The sequence below is a fragment of the Nitrososphaera sp. genome, assembly GCF_013388945.1.
In the GTDB taxonomy this organism is placed as follows: Archaea; Thermoproteota; Nitrososphaeria; order Nitrososphaerales; family Nitrososphaeraceae; genus Nitrososphaera.
Window position 1 is genome coordinate 39,301 of sequence record NZ_JACAEH010000007.1, and the last position, 12,750, is coordinate 52,050.

Consider the following 12,750-nt stretch of genomic DNA (forward strand, 5'->3'; position numbering starts at 1 on the left):
TCGCCGCAAAATTACAAAAGCGATCTGGTGGCTCGCTCTGTACGACATCTAGGCAGGAAAGACAAGAGGGTTCAGTCTACCAGAGTGCGCTTATAGAGAGATATCTGATAAGTCTTTAATTTAAAAAACGAAAGTATCTTGTATGGAAGTCAAGGTGTTGGCAATGCTGCTGGGGTCCGTCCTCCTGGCAGGGGTTGTCCTGACCGGTGCAAGACCTGCATACGCAGAAAATTATACGTGCGCAGCAACCCTGGACGGCTCGCAGGAGGTCCCTCCTGTCGAGACCGACGGCGCGGGAACGGCGTCTCTGACGTTTGATTCCGCGACAAACACGCTTGCCTGGGAGATAGAATTCTCAGGACTGTCCGGGCCTGCGACTGCGGCGCATTTCCACGGCCCTGCAGTTAACGGGACCAACGCCGGAATACTTGTAGACATTGGCGGTGCCTCAGACGTCTCGTCGCCCCTGACAGGCTCCATAGTTGTCGGATCCAATTCCGCGACCTACCTGCTTGCCGGGCAGATGTATATAAACATACACACCTCTGCAAATCCAAGTGGCGAGATTCGCGGGCAGATAGCCTGCGAGGCTGTGGGAGAAATGAAGACTGCTGCTCTGACGTACGGCGAAGAAGAGCACGAGATCCAGTATTCGATTACCAACGGAACGCTGACCGAACTGACCGGCGACGCAGATAACAAGATGATAACTGCGCAGATATCTGCCGCGCATGACGGCGAGCTGAAAATCCAGCTTCCAAGGGAATTGATAGATTCTGCCGCAGGAGAGCAGGACCTTGACTACATAGTCTTTGTCGACGAGATGGAAGTGTACGCCGAGGACGACTTTGGGGCGGACGTGAGGACACTCACTATTCCGTTCACGGAAGGAAGCGCGCTTGTAGACATCGTCAGCGCGTCTCCGCCGGCAGCCGAGCCTGGCCTGCCCGCAACCACTCACACGGTGTCAGTCGCAGGCGCAAACATAGACATCGCCGTAAGGAGCTCGTCGACGATAACCGCGTTCTCGCTGGACGAGGGAAGCAAGACCGTCTCGTTTGCAGTCGCAGGTGAAGAAGGGACGCCGGGCGTGACTGAAATCACAATCGGAAGAGTGCTTGAAGGGCCGTACACAGTAATGGTCGACGGCGACGTGACAACCGACTTTGAAGTCGACGAAAGTTCAGGAGAGAGCGTGATAAGGCTGACGTACGTGCACGGCATCGGCGAGGTGACCATCACGGGTGCCAACGTCGTCCCAGAATTCCCGCTTGCCGCAGTGGCGCTTGCGGCAGCCATAGTCGGCGTCGTCGCAGTCACGGCAAGGTACGGCAAGTTCAGCTTCCTGCCAAAGTAGGAAGCTGGACCGTCCCCCTTTTTCTGTCATGAAAAACCGGTAGCAGACAGAGAGACACTGTCTTGCCTAGGATACGAACATCGCTTTGTCAGCCTGATTGCCAGTTGCCCAGCTCTTCTGCGACAATCATGGTGGAGCACGACCTGACATGCGCAATCAGGTGAAACTTTCTGAGAATGCTTGTTATCCCGTCATTTGAATCGGCTCTGAGCTTGGCTACTATGTCATAGATTCCTGAAACTCCGACAGCCTCAGAAACTCCCGAGATGGACCTCATGCTGAACAGCACTGATTTCTCTGCACCGATGTCGCAGTTCAACAGGACAAAAGCAAGCGTCATGATCAGGTTGTGCATCCCCGCTATAAAAGGCCGCTTGCAGCTCTTCAAGCTACGCAAGACGGATCCGTGCCCTGTTTGAAAGCCATATAAGCCGATGCGGGGTACAGGCGCAGTGGCAAAACCATTTCAAACAAGGCCTGCAAAGGCGGGAACAAAGGGCGGCACAGGTTTTTGCGTGTCATGCGCGGCGGTGGCAACAACAGAGGCTCTGTTCAAACTCGAAGGCGCGATAGTCATTCAGAGGTACTGTGACAGCTGCCTTCCTCAGGCGCGGTACGAGACTTCAGGATACTGAGATGGCTCTGACTTTTCTGCGCAGGGACGTCTGCCGGAATTGTGGCTTGAGGGATGTCCGGGCCGGCAATTACTGCGACGGCTGCGCGAGGGCCTGACGTTACCGGTCAATTCTCGAGCCGTCGACTGCGTCCATTATCACCTGGGCGGCGTGGCTGCCAAAGTTTGTCTTGCAGTAATTTTCGTTTCGCAGTTTCGAGTCCAGCCTGCCCGCCCTTATCAGGTCAGAGATCCTGTTTACGGCGGCAAGAAAGTTCATCGACGACGTCCACGTGAGTATTATCTCGCATTTGTCGCACACCTGCATCCTTGCGTTGCGCGCAAATATCTCTCCACAGAATATACAGGTGCCGTATACCATCGACTTGCCGGAGCGCGGGGCGCCTATGCCAAAATGAACCATGTTGAAACACCCCCTGCACAGGTGCTTTGCGCATGTCAGGCAGGTGTGGTATTCCTCGCCTTTGCTACAGATTTCGCACAGGACCAATCGATCACTGTTCTTTGAACCGTCGGTACACCTTATCCTGGAACTCGAGAAAATTGATTTCCACGCTGGAGCCTTTCAACGATTGCGTTTTTGCTGCAAGGCGCGACGGGCGGCAGTCATAGCCATAGGAAGACGAGTAATACACGCTGCGCAGGCTGGGGTGCGCTGCCAAGATGTCTCTGATTGCGCTGAAGTACTCTTGCAACGGCTCGGCACCGGTCGCTTTCCTTCCCGCGTTGTTGTTTTGCATGCCTACGGCCACCAGCTCTTCTGTCGCGCGACTGAATATGCAGACATCGAAAACGTGCTCCTGATTTGACCTGCCCCGGATCTTGTTTGCCATTACAAACTTGTACATTGCAGGAGTAAATTTCGACGACAGGAGCACCGCAAACCTGAACCTTGAAAAAGAGTCCTCGCAGTCAAGGAACGTCCGCCTCAGCTGGATAAGCGACTGGTCGTTAAGCCCGGATATCAACGAAGGCTTTTTGCTTTTTCCCCGGGTCTCCCTTCTGCCTGCGACGGCTTCGCTGCAGTTGCATTCTTCTGCTATGATTTCAAGGATCTGAAAAGGGATGTGGTAATTTGCAAGGCGGGACTCGATCTCCTGCCTCTCCTTCGGGGAAAGCCGCTGTTCAACTGCAGACAAGTGCATTCTATACAACATGACGACTATTAAACCCGGGTATTTGGCCGCATCAATTTCGCATGTTTATTAGGCACGCAGTGCCTACGACATCATGTCACAAAGCAATAACTCGACCTTGTTGAAAGTTAACGAGGGCATCAATGAATTGTGCGACAAGCTAAAGCTTACATCTTTTGTGAGGGAGAGGTGCCTTGAAATGTCCGGAAAACTGGAAAGAGAAGGCGGCGCAGGCCTGACCGGCTCTACCACAAACGCGGTTGCCTGCAGCATTGTATCAGTGGTCCACGAAGAAGCGCATCGGCGGGGCAGAGTGCCCATGCACCTTCCTGACAAGATGATAGGAAAAGTGTTTGGTCTGGACGGCGGGGATATAGCCCGGGGCAAGCACATAATGAACTCGCGAAGGTGACATTGGAGGTAGTGAACGGCCTCGGGAGACCTCGTCTTAAAATCTGGCTCTGCCGCTGAAAGCGTAGTGGCAGAAGGCATTTCGCCAGAATAGCTGCAGCACTGCGCTTGGCAGAGTTTTGCTGGGAGTTATATGTCCGTACGGTCATCATTATTCTGTGAGCATGGCAAATGTTTTCTTTATCCGCCTGGGCCATGCCCATAGTCAATGCGCTGGGGCCGTCCGGCTACCCTGCGCTTCAGAACTTTCTGTGGCACGTATTGGACAAGAACCGGCTCTTCTCGTCAGGTAAGAGGATATTCTTTATCCTTCTTGCTGCTGTCACTTTTGAGATGCTTGAGGAAGCAATCTAGCATGCGTCGGTAGGCATTTCTGCGGCGTCTGAATTCGCAGGGGTTTAAGTTTGCCTGAGCTTTACAGGTAAATCCGCCGACAATTCTGTCATGAATGGGAAATCTCTTTGAACGAAGGCGACGCTCCGACAAACCTGGCAATTTTGTGCTTTAGAAAAACTTCGTGCTCTTTGCCGCAGTCGTTGCATCGGAGTCGAATTCTGCCGGAAACACTTCTGTATTTTGGCTTTATTGTGTCATCTTCTGCAACGCATACCATCACGTTGCCGCAATCGCAGGAAAATGACTGCTTTACCATGTGTCTGTTTGGCATGCCGGCCTCTTAAGGTTTGATAGAGTATGACGCGTGCAGAAAGTGGCGGGCCCAGGGGGTCCAGGAGTCTTTATAGAACACGCAGAGGTGACAAAAGCATTGAAAGGTAACAGGCTGCCTTATAAAAAAGAAGGCGTGTACATCCTGGCGCGCAGCAGCACCCGCCCCGAATACCATATTGCAAAAATCATAAGCGAGGGCGAGACGTCCAACCCGAGTTCGGTTGGAAATGCGAGCACGAAATGCCTGCGCTATTACAAGAGCCACGAATATTCGATAGCGGAAAAGGAGCCCCGGCGCGACGAGATTTGCCGCAAATGCCAGTCGATGAGGCATGCCGGCGGCTGAAACCGTGCCTGCCAATCATTGTGTCTAGATCTCACTGGTGCCCTTCCAGCCCATCTTTTTCGCCCCTGCCTGCCACGACTTGGCAGCCGCCTCTGTCGCGAAATCTTCGGTGTACACTTCGCTCATCGAATCCCTCACGTTGAACGGGCCTCTCCACAAATTCAGCTTTGCGTCTTTGTGTTTCGCCTTTATGTGGTCGTTTATCGACATGCGGTGCTCTGCGCTGGTCTTGTAGTCTTTGGCGATTATGTAATGCCCGCAGACGCCGCAATAGGCTGCAATCGCTGCAATGCGCTTGCCTTCTTTGCTCGCCACCGTGTTCTCCTGCCTTTACTCCTTGAGCCAGCCACCACTAATAATTCATCGCTCTGTCATCAAGCCGCAGGTTTCGGATCGCGGCTATTGAAACTCTGGAAAATGTTTGCCAAGCATATTGATGCCTTGCCTGGTGATCGATACTTCATGGAAGTCCGCGTGATTTCTTAGAAAACCCCTGTCTATCATCCAGCGCGTGATTTTGTAGAGGTTGCGCCTGTAGCTGTCGCCTGCATTAATGCGCAGATATTTCTCCAATTCAAGCTCGTTGCCCCAGTAATTCTTTGCTTTTATGTATTCGACGACGTTTGTCATGAGCACGGTTCTTCCCACCACCCCTCCTTTCATCTCGTATATCCCACGCAGGAGCCAAGGCCACAGGGTTTCATTGTCTTCCGGACTCCACCTTTCTGACACAGGGATTGAATGCAGAACCGGATATTTTAGGCAGCTTCCCGTTCAGAACAAAGTACGGGCCCAGAGGGACTCGGACCCGGATGGGTTCGGGTCTTGTAGAAAAATACAGCTAATTGGGGATCTCTATTACGATCTTTCTGTCCTTCTTTGCCTGCTCTTCAAGTGTATCCAATACCAGCTGGATGGCTTCGGTCATGTTCTCTTTCAATTCTTCAATAGTTTCGCCTTCGCTGATGGCTCCGGGAAGCTCTATGCATTGCCCTGTATATCCTCCTTCGGGCGCTTCCTGGATTCTTATCGTGAATTTTCTATTACCGACGTTCTTCTTAAGGGCCATCTATGGGATATAGCCTCGTTTGATTATAAAAGCTTAGCATGCTATAACTCGTTGAGAAACTCTTCCTTGGATATCCCTGCTTGGTCGAGTATCGACTTGAGGGTCGGTTCCTTTATCGGATCGTGCCTTGGAACCGTGGCATACCTTCCGTCCTGATGCATCAAGATGATGTGGCTGCCGCGCTGCCGGACTATTCTGAAGCCTTTGCGATCAAGTACTTTCAAGACATCGCGGTAGCTATGATTGCGTAAGCTCACTCCTTGTAGGACTGAAAAAGTTGTATATGAATATGTACGGAAAGCGGGCCCAGAGGGACTCGAACCCTCGACCAACTGCTCCGCAGGCAGCCATTCTGTCCAAGCTGAACTATGGGCCCAGTAGGGGTCAAGTCTAGCAACCATAATTAATACCTAGCCGGCTGCAAGAACGGCGGCGTCTGCCTCTGCGCTGTATTTCAATGAAAGCGACAGCAGGTCCTCGGACTTGCGCAGCTCGCTCTCGTCGCCTGTGAGCAGGTAGTTCTTGAAGTGGTCGTTGCTTATCATCTCGGTCTCTATCGACTTTACGAGAAGCTCGCGAGATTCTGAATACTTGTCAGGAGTGTCGATGGCGTTTGCCCTTGCTATGAGCGACTGGTAGCGGGGCCTGTAGTCGTCGACGATGCCTGCCATCTCCTCGTTGCTGTACCCGCCTGCCTTCCACTTGCCTTCATGCGCCTGGTATTCCTGCGTCAGGTCGCCTGTCTCAAAGGCGATGGCGTTCCACGACTGGCGGAACGCGATGTCGCTTGCGTTTGCTATCTGGGGGTAAACGAGCAGGACGGCAAAAGCAACAACCGCCCCTATCACGCCGGCGGTGAGGATCAGCTGCCTCTGGCTCTTGCGCAACGCCTGTAGTGTCCAAAAGCGCAAAATAAACTAAGCGTCATTGGAGCAAGGTGTCAGGTTTTGTTGCGCGATAGCGTATTATATGCAAAAACCGACCTCAGGGTGGAGAATTGTCAGAAGCTGGGGGAGTGCCGGACACAAAGAAGACCATAGCCCAGCCCCCGCTCAACCTGCTGTTCAACCCCTCAATCCTTGCCAAAAAGGACGTCTGGAACGTCGACATCGTGGGGATACTGCAGCTGTTCCTCAACCTTCTCAATGCCACCGGCAACAAGGACCTGAGGATCTGCGGAATCGCGGCCGTGTCGTCGTCTATGATATACAGGCTAAAGGTCGAGAGCATATTTTTGCTTGAAAAGATTGCGATGCAGAAAAAGGGCCTGCAGGATCAGGAGCAGCTTCCGATCCCCGACCTTAACACGATAGAGCTGCCGTTCAGGGTCGAGTCCACCTACCCTGTTTCAGTCGAGGACCTGATGAAGGTGCTTGAAAACATGATAATGGAGCTTGCCCATCCAAGGCCGCGGAAAAAGCAGGTTGACCTTGAGCCCATCCAGACCTTTGACTTTGACCAGTACCTCGTAAAATTCGAGCAGATAATCCAAAAGTACGAGGACATGATATTTGACATAGTAAGCGCCGACGGCTCGGCCACGTTCAAGGCGCTGGTCGCAAACATGGACCCTGTCGAGATGGCAAGGTGCTTCATAGCGATGCTGTACCTTGCCATGAAGGACAAGGTCGACCTGGAGCAGCCAGACGATTCAGACGACGTCAGGATAACGCTGAAGCAGAAACAATAAAGTAATTCAGGCTTTCACACTAAAAATGGTGCGCAACACGCTCCCTGACGACGAGGTGACTGCAAGGATAGAGGCCGCGCTCTACTCTGCAGGCAGGCCGCTGACAGTCGACGAGCTGGTCAGGGCGTCGGGCACAAACTCGAAGGAAAAGACGGTGCGCATAGTGGGCGAGCTTGTGAAAAAGACGAAATCGACGTTCAAGGCAATCGAGATAACGCCCCTTGAGGACGGCTCGTACGTCTTTCAGCTAAAGCCTTCGTTTACCCCCCTCATCCGCAAGTTCGCGCAGAGACCCATCATATCCGGCGCCACGCAAAAGACCCTCACCTACATCGCCTACGAGCAGCCGGTGACCTCAAAGCGCCTGGTGCAGATACGCGGGAGCCAGGTCTACCAGCACGTCAAAGAGCTTGAGCAGATGCAGTTTGTCGAGCACGAGTCGCTTGGAAGGCTGAAGGTGTACAGGACGACTGAAAAATTCAAAGAGTATTTCGGCATAACCGACCTTAACTCCATGAAGAGCAAGCTGGTGGCAGAGACCAACCGGCAGAACCCCAAGCCTGCCGGCAAGCCTGAAGAGGCATAGCGGCCCGGCTACAAGTATGAAAAATGAAAAAATTCTGAGACAAAAACTTATTTGCAAGCCCGGGGATGCGACGAATGAGCATCCGCGTGACAGCCGGTACCCCTGCTGAAGTGATAGATGCCGCCATGACGGAGACACTCGGATCCTCGGCGGCAAATGCGCTAAAGTTTCACATCGCAAGGATGGCCGGCGTGGGCGACGCGTCCGCTCTTGCAGTCGAGGACCCTGACGCGTTTGAAGAGGTGGCAGCGCGATTGTTTGGCGCAGGCTCTGCCGCGCTCCTCAACAGGCTGGCCGCCTACCTGTTCCGGTCCATAGTTCCTGCTTCTCGGTCCGGACCGCCTGATTATGCAGTCAAGGGCTCATTTGGAGAGCATGTGCGCCAGCTACGGGGCGCCTACATCATCAAAAACGCCGTGCTTGAAATGAAGGACCGCGACCACGTGATAGCCTACTATTCGTCGCCGTTCCAGCTCGAGCAGATGGTGTACCACTTTGTCGTCAGGGGCCTGCAGAACAACCAGGTAACTTTCATGGCCGTGAGCAGGCAGGAAGAGCGCGCGTTCAGGGAGTTTCTTTGGGCAAACGGCATGGACGCAGACAGCCTTGTTAAGCGCGGGGACATCGTAACCGTGTCCCACGACGAGCTGTATCCCGAAGGGCTTGACCCGTCCATCGAGCCCATCCTTGCCCGTCTGTATGCCGCAAGGGCTGAAATAAAGTCGAGGAAAAGGGCCGGCCTGAACATAATCGGGACCGTCGCAGGCAACCTTGCCCTGCGCGGAGAGGACGACAGGTGCCTCCGCCTGGAGCAGGCCTGGCACAGGACGGTACAGGACTATGCCGTGCCCGTGACCCTGCTGTGCCCCTACTCGGCAGACGTAATGACAGCCGAGTCAAGGGCAATGCTGATAGAGTGCCACAGCCGCAGCGTGCGCCCGCCCCTCTGACCAGCAATCCGGCGCATGTTTTTTATTAGAGTGCAAAATACACAACTGCAAATGCGCAAGTCTATAGAGAACCTTGCGGGCCGCAAGTTCACAGGTGGCCGCAGGATTGCCAACAGGGGCAGGAGAAAGTTCGAGATTGACAGGTATCCAAATGAGGCTATTGCAGGTCCTACCGACATCGTGACAAGGAGGACGAGGGGCGGAAACGTCAAGGCTGCCTTCAAGTTCGCCGAGTTTGCAAACGTCATCGACCCTGCTACGCACAAGGCTGTCAAGTCCAAGATAACCAAGGTCGCCAAGAACCCGGCAAACCGGGACTATGAGAGGCGTGGCGTGGTAAGCAAGGGCGCGCTCATCGAGACCGAGGCAGGCACTGCGCTTGTCACCTCGAGGCCGGGCCAGACGGGCGTCGTGAACGCCGTTTTAGTGAAGCAGTAATCCCGCCTCAATTTATTAATGAGGCACTGTTCATTTTTGCCGTGAAGGACTACGACCACGTCATACTCTGGCTTGACTACTTTAACAAGAACTTAAAGCGCAGGCAGGGCCGCAAGGTCAAGCGGGAGAGGGCTGTCTTTGACCCGACGGTTGCAGAGCTGACAGAAGCCGTCAAGACCGCGGGCTTTGAGGTGGCCGACGACGAGGTGAATGACCATGCGCGCTTTCCGCGCAGGTCGTTTGTAAAGTCCGGCTACGTCATGATAACCAAGAAGGAAGGCGTGAAGAAGTCCAAGGTCCTTGACGCAGTTGCAGAAAAGCTGTTGCAAAAGCGCGCGAGGCAGAAATCGGGCAAAAAGTAACTTAGCTTCGCATCCGTCGATTTAACTGCGGCCGCAGGAATATTGTTTATCTACAAACTTAACAATTTTGACAGAAGCTTATGATAATGACATCAGCATGATTGCCAAGTACGTGGGGGAGATCGGGGAAGTCATGCATCTGGCAAGAAGCGGCAGGCTAATCGTTAAACTTTCATCGGAGGCGAGGCCGGGAGAGATTCTCGTCGACGCTTCAGGCAAGCGCGTTGGAAAAATTGCAGAGCTCATAGGTCCGGTAAAGGCGCCGTACGCGTCTGTCATACCCATGACTGACAGGACCGCAAAACTGGTGGGCGCCAAGGTGTTTTCGGCCGGCATGGCCAAGCCTGCAAGGAGGCAGAGGCGATGACTTCAGTAGAATACGCGACGCAGTGCACCGAGTGCGGCGCAAACCTCATCCAGGATTACTCTAAAGGCGAGTTCATCTGCGAGCGTTGCGGGTGCGTGGTCGTGGACGAGATGTGCGACTATGGCCGCGAGTCCAATTCCACCGACTTTGAGGAGAAGGCCCGGACCACCCGCGCAAGCGGCTCCACCAGCTTTGCATTGCACGACTACGGGCTCAGGACCGAGATTGCCTTTGGCTCAAAGGACTATGCCGGAAAATCAATAGGCTCTGAGATGGCCGAGCAGATGAACAGCATACGCAAGTGGCACATAAGGTCGCGCATAGTCTCGCCCCAGGAGCGCAGGCTCTCAAACGTGCTTACAAGGATAAACGAGACCTGCGCCGCCATGTCGCTTCCAAAGCTGATACTTGAAACGGCCGCTATGGTCTACCGGAACTACGAGAGCATGCAGGAGGCAAAGGGCAAGTCCATTGCCTGCATGGCGGCTGCCACAATCTACCTTGCCTGCAAGAAATGCAACGTCGTCAGGTCGCTTGAGGAGATTGTCGTCGCCACCGGCGTGACTGAGCAGGACAGGTCGAGCGTGAAATTGGCCTCGAAGTACTACCGCATGATGGTCATGGAGATGGGAAGTTTCTCCGAGCCGGAAAAGCCGGTCGAGATGCCGCAGGTCCAGTCCGCCACGTCGATTGACCAGTACATTTCCAAGCTCTCAAACATGGCCAAGATTGACACCAAGGTGGAGAGGCTTGCAATAGACATCGCCCACAAGACAAACGACCACCTGCTTGCTGACGGCAAGGCACCAAACGGCCTTGCGGCGGCATACATCTATGTCGCGGCAATCTTGCTTGGCATAAACATACTGCAGCGCGACGTGTCAAGTTTGTCGGGCGTCACGGAGGTCACGATACGGAACAGGTGCAAGGACATACTCGGCTTATTCAAGCTGACAGTCACCGTCAAGCCCGGAAGGCCGGGCTTTGCCTGATTTTGGTTCTTTTCTATAACATTTGTCGTAATTGTTTAAAAGCAAGCTGTGCGGTAGACTAGCAATGCTTTGCAGAGCATGCGGAAGCGAGATGGAGCCTGCAGAGACCTGCCCGTCGTGCAACGAAGCAGTCCTCTGGAAGTGCCCGTCTTGCGAAAGAGAGAACGACCGGTCCATACACACCTACCACGCCAGGTCGTCATGGGCCGCGTCACTTTTCTGGGCGGCGCTCAGCATGATGTCCGGCGCGACTACGTACGTCATTCTGTAGGCCAGTCCGGCTGCTTGTTCCTCTTGTGCCTCAGGTACATCGCTATGCCTACAAGGATTGCGAGCCCCGCGACAAGGACAAAAAACACGCCCTCGTTCCTGACGCTACCTTCGGGCAGTATCTGCATGGCCGGCAGCCAGTCCATGGATCTAGCGTGCGCAAGAGACCTTTTATGCGTTTAACCAACGAGTTTTATTGCAGTAGCAAGGACCTCTGCGCCCATCAGGAGTCCGAGGCTCCCCTTCTTGCCGTACTTTTCCGTGAACCTTGCGCTTCCGTCCTGCTTCACCCTGCTTCCCGACACGAGGAGCGGGACGGGGTCGTCGCTGTGCGCCTTTTTGACGCAGGGAGTCGAGTGGTCGCCTGACACAACTATCACCGGGTTCTTGACGCCTGCAAGGTCCTTCAAGAGCGTGCCAAAGAACCGCCTGTCGATGTCTTCAAGGTTCTTCTTCTTGCCCCTTGCGTCGCCGTCGTGTCCAAACTCGTCTGGGCCCTTTATGTGGACGTACACGGCGTCGACCTTTGACAGGCTCTTTGCCGCCACCCGCGCCTTCAGCTCGTAATCCTCAAGCGAGCCGGCCTCAAACATCTTCATCCCTAAGACCTTTGATATGCCGACCTCGACGGGCATCTCTACGATGCAGCCGATCTTCATCCCATACTTTTCGTTTATCGGCTGCACCGACGGGAACCTATTTCCAGAGTCGCGTGCAAGTATGCAGTTCATCGGCTTTCTTCCAGACGCTATTCTTGCCCTGTTGACGGGATGGTCTTTGAGCAATTTGACGACCTGCTCTGTAAACTCGTTGAGCATCTGCGCCGCGGTCCTCGCTTCTGCTGTGCTTTCCTGCGCCTCTGACTTTTGGACAAACATGTCGCCTGTCGTGGCCTTTGCGATGCCCATGCCCTCCACCTTGTCGTACGCAGGGTCGGTGTTTGTTATCTTGTCTGACAGCTTCATCCTGTTGTGGCGCAGCCGTATGACGACGCGGTGGGCAACCGTCGGCTCAAGGGCCACCGACGCGTCAGGGTCGCTGAACCTGATGTTCTCGCTCAAAGTCTTGCAGACTGCCCTTGCCTCCTCTTGCGAGATGACCCTGCCGGCGCGCCTGTCAGTTATGCGGTTGCTGTCGTCTACAGTCGCAAAGTTGCCCCTGAGAGCCAGGTCGCCGTCCTTGAAGTCAATGTTGCAGCCTATCGACTCTATGACGCCCCTGCCGACGTAGCCGCCGTCGCGAAAGCTGTATCCGAGCATGTTAAAGACTGCAATGTCTGACTGCGGCGCAATCCCCCTGCCGACACTTATCACCTGGCCCATGGCGCCGTTTCTTGCAAGCAGGTCAAGGTTTGGCGTGTATGCGGCTTCAAGCGGGGTCAGGCCGTTCAGCGCGGGGTGGGGCAGGTCTCCGACCCCGTCAAGGAGCACGTAGACAATCTTTGCGCCGTCTTTTCTCATACCGGCGAGAGCC

General features: G+C 54.3%; 23 protein-coding genes and 1 tRNA gene. 13 read left to right on the forward strand and 11 right to left on the reverse strand.

From position 1 onward, the window contains the following. Nucleotides 1-142: 142 nt before the first annotated feature. Complete coding sequence (locus HXY31_RS04780) at nucleotides 143-1,357, forward strand: CHRD domain-containing protein (protein ID WP_292640312.1); 1,215 nt, start codon at nucleotides 143-145, stop codon at nucleotides 1,355-1,357. An 88-nt stretch (nucleotides 1,358-1,445) separates the two neighbouring features. Here HXY31_RS04780 and HXY31_RS04785 read toward each other — a convergent pair whose 3' ends face one another. Beyond that, the gene (locus HXY31_RS04785; RefSeq protein WP_292640314.1) at nucleotides 1,446-1,697 is read right to left on the reverse strand and encodes an Lrp/AsnC ligand binding domain-containing protein; all 252 of its coding nucleotides are present in this window, start codon (nucleotides 1,695-1,697) and stop codon (nucleotides 1,446-1,448) included. A 112-nt stretch (nucleotides 1,698-1,809) separates the two neighbouring features. Here HXY31_RS04785 and HXY31_RS04790 point away from each other — a divergent pair, with 112 nt between their 5' ends. Beyond that, a complete protein-coding gene (locus tag HXY31_RS04790) occupies nucleotides 1,810-1,992 on the forward strand; it encodes a hypothetical protein (protein WP_292640316.1) in 183 nt (60 codons plus the stop codon). Nucleotides 1,993-2,091: 99 nt separating this feature from the next. Here HXY31_RS04790 and HXY31_RS04795 read toward each other — a convergent pair whose 3' ends face one another. Continuing rightward, a complete protein-coding gene (locus HXY31_RS04795; RefSeq protein ID WP_292640318.1) occupies nucleotides 2,092-2,394 on the reverse strand; it encodes a hypothetical protein in 303 nt (100 codons plus the stop codon). Nucleotides 2,395-2,485: 91 nt separating this feature from the next. Continuing rightward, a complete protein-coding gene (locus HXY31_RS04800; RefSeq protein ID WP_292640319.1) occupies nucleotides 2,486-3,130 on the reverse strand; it encodes a hypothetical protein in 645 nt (214 codons plus the stop codon). Between the two features lie 91 nt (nucleotides 3,131-3,221). Between HXY31_RS04800 and HXY31_RS04805 the strand changes: the two genes are divergently transcribed. The 3 genes from HXY31_RS04805 (at nucleotide 3,222) to HXY31_RS04815 (ending at nucleotide 4,553) form a co-directional block, all read left to right on the forward strand. Next, the gene (locus HXY31_RS04805) at nucleotides 3,222-3,539 is read left to right on the forward strand and encodes a hypothetical protein (protein WP_292640321.1); all 318 of its coding nucleotides are present in this window, start codon (nucleotides 3,222-3,224) and stop codon (nucleotides 3,537-3,539) included. A gap of 194 nt (nucleotides 3,540-3,733) precedes the next feature. After that, nucleotides 3,734-3,892, forward strand: a complete 159-nt coding sequence (locus HXY31_RS04810) for a hypothetical protein (protein WP_292640323.1) — start codon at nucleotides 3,734-3,736, stop codon at nucleotides 3,890-3,892. Between the two features lie 412 nt (nucleotides 3,893-4,304). Next, complete coding sequence (locus tag HXY31_RS04815; protein ID WP_292640325.1) at nucleotides 4,305-4,553, forward strand: hypothetical protein; 249 nt, start codon at nucleotides 4,305-4,307, stop codon at nucleotides 4,551-4,553. Between the two features lie 24 nt (nucleotides 4,554-4,577). Here the strand turns inward: HXY31_RS04815 and HXY31_RS04820 are convergent, their stop codons facing one another. From HXY31_RS04820 to HXY31_RS04845, 6 genes are all read right to left on the reverse strand, one after another. Beyond that, on the reverse strand, nucleotides 4,578-4,868 hold the full coding sequence (locus HXY31_RS04820) for a hypothetical protein (RefSeq protein ID WP_292640327.1): 291 nt from the start codon (nucleotides 4,866-4,868) through the stop codon (nucleotides 4,578-4,580). Between the two features lie 84 nt (nucleotides 4,869-4,952). Then, nucleotides 4,953-5,285, reverse strand: coding sequence for a hypothetical protein (locus HXY31_RS04825; RefSeq protein WP_292640329.1), 333 nt, complete (start codon nucleotides 5,283-5,285; stop codon nucleotides 4,953-4,955). A gap of 109 nt (nucleotides 5,286-5,394) precedes the next feature. Continuing rightward, entirely contained in the window at nucleotides 5,395-5,622 is a 228-nt protein-coding gene (locus HXY31_RS04830) for a type II toxin-antitoxin system HicB family antitoxin (protein ID WP_292640331.1), read from the reverse strand. Between the two features lie 41 nt (nucleotides 5,623-5,663). After that, nucleotides 5,664-5,879, reverse strand: a complete 216-nt coding sequence (locus HXY31_RS04835) for a type II toxin-antitoxin system HicA family toxin (protein ID WP_292640332.1) — start codon at nucleotides 5,877-5,879, stop codon at nucleotides 5,664-5,666. A gap of 44 nt (nucleotides 5,880-5,923) precedes the next feature. Then, nucleotides 5,924-5,998: transfer RNA gene (locus HXY31_RS04840), tRNA-Arg, on the reverse strand. A gap of 34 nt (nucleotides 5,999-6,032) precedes the next feature. Then, a complete protein-coding gene (locus HXY31_RS04845) occupies nucleotides 6,033-6,509 on the reverse strand; it encodes a hypothetical protein (protein ID WP_292640335.1) in 477 nt (158 codons plus the stop codon). Nucleotides 6,510-6,619: 110 nt separating this feature from the next. Between HXY31_RS04845 and HXY31_RS04850 the strand changes: the two genes are divergently transcribed. The 8 genes from HXY31_RS04850 to HXY31_RS04885 all read left to right on the forward strand — a co-directional run bounded on the left by HXY31_RS04850 (nucleotide 6,620) and on the right by HXY31_RS04885 (nucleotide 11,278). After that, nucleotides 6,620-7,312 carry a hypothetical protein gene (locus tag HXY31_RS04850; RefSeq protein ID WP_292640337.1) on the forward strand — a complete coding sequence of 231 codons (693 nt, stop codon included), beginning with the start codon at nucleotides 6,620-6,622 and terminating at the stop codon, nucleotides 7,310-7,312. A gap of 25 nt (nucleotides 7,313-7,337) precedes the next feature. Further along, nucleotides 7,338-7,898, forward strand: a complete 561-nt coding sequence (gene scpB, locus HXY31_RS04855; protein WP_292640339.1) for an SMC-Scp complex subunit ScpB — start codon at nucleotides 7,338-7,340, stop codon at nucleotides 7,896-7,898. A gap of 125 nt (nucleotides 7,899-8,023) precedes the next feature. Continuing rightward, nucleotides 8,024-8,848: an MEDS domain-containing protein gene (locus tag HXY31_RS04860; protein ID WP_292640341.1), complete on the forward strand. Its 825-nt coding sequence runs from the start codon at nucleotides 8,024-8,026 to the stop codon at nucleotides 8,846-8,848. Nucleotides 8,849-8,899: 51 nt separating this feature from the next. Next, a complete protein-coding gene (locus HXY31_RS04865) occupies nucleotides 8,900-9,286 on the forward strand; it encodes a 30S ribosomal protein S8e (protein WP_292640345.1) in 387 nt (128 codons plus the stop codon). A 41-nt stretch (nucleotides 9,287-9,327) separates the two neighbouring features. Then, nucleotides 9,328-9,648, forward strand: a complete 321-nt coding sequence (locus tag HXY31_RS04870; protein ID WP_292640347.1) for a signal recognition particle subunit SRP19/SEC65 family protein — start codon at nucleotides 9,328-9,330, stop codon at nucleotides 9,646-9,648. 97 nt (nucleotides 9,649-9,745) lie between these two features. Beyond that, entirely contained in the window at nucleotides 9,746-10,015 is a 270-nt protein-coding gene (locus HXY31_RS04875; protein ID WP_292640349.1) for an H/ACA ribonucleoprotein complex subunit GAR1, read from the forward strand. Next, on the forward strand, nucleotides 10,012-11,007 hold the full coding sequence (locus HXY31_RS04880) for a TFIIB-type zinc ribbon-containing protein (RefSeq protein WP_292640351.1): 996 nt from the start codon (nucleotides 10,012-10,014) through the stop codon (nucleotides 11,005-11,007). Before HXY31_RS04875 ends, HXY31_RS04880 begins: the two co-directional genes overlap by 4 nt. 64 nt (nucleotides 11,008-11,071) lie before the next feature. After that, nucleotides 11,072-11,278, forward strand: a complete 207-nt coding sequence (locus tag HXY31_RS04885; RefSeq protein ID WP_292640353.1) for a hypothetical protein — start codon at nucleotides 11,072-11,074, stop codon at nucleotides 11,276-11,278. Here the strand turns inward: HXY31_RS04885 and HXY31_RS04890 are convergent. Then, the gene (locus HXY31_RS04890; protein ID WP_292640355.1) at nucleotides 11,268-11,423 is read right to left on the reverse strand and encodes a hypothetical protein; all 156 of its coding nucleotides are present in this window, start codon (nucleotides 11,421-11,423) and stop codon (nucleotides 11,268-11,270) included. The genes HXY31_RS04885 and HXY31_RS04890 overlap by 11 nt on opposite strands. Before the next feature lie 33 nt (nucleotides 11,424-11,456). Further along, nucleotides 11,457-12,737, reverse strand: coding sequence for an alkaline phosphatase family protein (locus HXY31_RS04895; RefSeq protein WP_292640357.1), 1,281 nt, complete (start codon nucleotides 12,735-12,737; stop codon nucleotides 11,457-11,459). Nucleotides 12,738-12,750 lie beyond the last annotated feature (13 nt).

Coding starts and splice junctions, on each gene's coding strand:
- HXY31_RS04810 (WP_292640323.1), top strand. CDS start 3,734: ATGCCCATAGTCAATGCGCTGGGGCCGTCCGGCTACCCTGCGCTTCAG.
- HXY31_RS04875 (WP_292640349.1), top strand. CDS start 9,746: ATGATTGCCAAGTACGTGGGGGAGATCGGGGAAGTCATGCATCTGGCA.
- HXY31_RS04780 (WP_292640312.1), top strand. CDS start 143: ATGGAAGTCAAGGTGTTGGCAATGCTGCTGGGGTCCGTCCTCCTGGCA.
- HXY31_RS04860 (WP_292640341.1), top strand. CDS start 8,024: ATGACGGAGACACTCGGATCCTCGGCGGCAAATGCGCTAAAGTTTCAC.
- HXY31_RS04795 (WP_292640318.1), bottom strand. CDS start 2,394: ATGGTTCATTTTGGCATAGGCGCCCCGCGCTCCGGCAAGTCGATGGTA.
- HXY31_RS04885 (WP_292640353.1), top strand. CDS start 11,072: ATGCTTTGCAGAGCATGCGGAAGCGAGATGGAGCCTGCAGAGACCTGC.
- HXY31_RS04890 (WP_292640355.1), bottom strand. CDS start 11,423: ATGGACTGGCTGCCGGCCATGCAGATACTGCCCGAAGGTAGCGTCAGG.
- HXY31_RS04830 (WP_292640331.1), bottom strand. CDS start 5,622: ATGGCCCTTAAGAAGAACGTCGGTAATAGAAAATTCACGATAAGAATC.
- HXY31_RS04785 (WP_292640314.1), bottom strand. CDS start 1,697: ATGACGCTTGCTTTTGTCCTGTTGAACTGCGACATCGGTGCAGAGAAA.
- scpB (WP_292640339.1), top strand. CDS start 7,338: ATGGTGCGCAACACGCTCCCTGACGACGAGGTGACTGCAAGGATAGAG.
- HXY31_RS04880 (WP_292640351.1), top strand. CDS start 10,012: ATGACTTCAGTAGAATACGCGACGCAGTGCACCGAGTGCGGCGCAAAC.
- HXY31_RS04895 (WP_292640357.1), bottom strand. CDS start 12,737: ATGAGAAAAGACGGCGCAAAGATTGTCTACGTGCTCCTTGACGGGGTC.
- HXY31_RS04805 (WP_292640321.1), top strand. CDS start 3,222: ATGTCACAAAGCAATAACTCGACCTTGTTGAAAGTTAACGAGGGCATC.
- HXY31_RS04865 (WP_292640345.1), top strand. CDS start 8,900: ATGCGCAAGTCTATAGAGAACCTTGCGGGCCGCAAGTTCACAGGTGGC.